At 63.0% G+C, this 862-nt stretch carries 2 pseudogenes; both read right to left on the bottom strand.

Features of this window, described 5'->3' with window-relative positions:
- Positions 1-327: pseudogene (locus EN749_RS36540) on the bottom strand (site-specific DNA-methyltransferase); the annotation flags it as partial.
- Positions 327-862: pseudogene (locus tag EN749_RS38070) on the bottom strand (hypothetical protein); the annotation flags it as partial. The pseudogenes EN749_RS38070 and EN749_RS36540, both read right to left, overlap by 1 nt.

Here is an 862-nt window from a genome sequence, read left to right as displayed (position 1 = left end):
GTCCTGCGTATCCTTGCCGCGCCAGACGAGCTGCGCGTCGCCGATCTCGATCTCGCCGGTCTCGGCGAGCTTCTTCATCTGCTCCTTGGTGATCCTGATCTTGGCTCCGTTCCAGACAATCTGCGGGTCGAGATCAGTATCCCGATCCCGCGTCTCACCATTGGCCAGCGGGCGAGGACGCGGCAGCGACGTCGAGCGCTCGCCGTCGCCCATGATCTCCGCCTGCTGCTCGTAGAGCGAGGCCATCTCGGCCGTCGGGTTGTTGATGCGCCGCGCAGCGTCATGCGTAAGCGCGTCGATGGCTTTCTGTATGGGTGTTTTGGCCATCAGGATTTCTCGTCTTTTATATCGGAGGCATGCGTCAGGAAGGCATAGCGGTCGCGAAGGTAGTTCGCCCAGGCATCGTCGGCCGGTGTTTCGGCGATCAGCGGCGAGAACAGGGATTCCGTCGAGCGGCTGATGAAGTCATCGGGTTCGACCAGAAGCGAGCGGTAAACCTTGAAAACGTTGTCGCCAAGCGGGCGCATCGCGGGCGAAGTAACGCGGGTCAGCCGCCGGTTCGCAGCGGGAGCGATATGGAGCACGCGGACGCGCTCGGCCCCTTCCTCTTGCTCGGCTTGCATGCGAGACGCCAGCATCTGCTGGCGGAAAAGCTGATAGAACGGCTCCCAGAACAGGTCGGTGAGCTTGAGGCTGGCATCGCTGCGGACAGGGCCGAGCGGCGCGAAGGCGATGCTCTGGTAGCGGCGAAGACGCTCCGCCTCGCGCTTCTGTTCGGGCGGTGTCCCGTAGGACTCCGTATATTTCCACTCGACCAGCAAGGTTTCGATCCGGCCAGCCTGGCGGAAGCGCAGAATCGCAT

Origin of the sequence: Mesorhizobium sp. M7A.F.Ca.ET.027.02.1.1 (assembly GCF_004022985.1) — a bacterium.
In the GTDB taxonomy this organism is placed as follows: Bacteria; Pseudomonadota; Alphaproteobacteria; order Rhizobiales; family Rhizobiaceae; genus Mesorhizobium.
The sequence above is the reverse complement of the archived record's forward strand: the minus strand, read 5'-3'. Positions and strand labels throughout refer to the sequence as shown.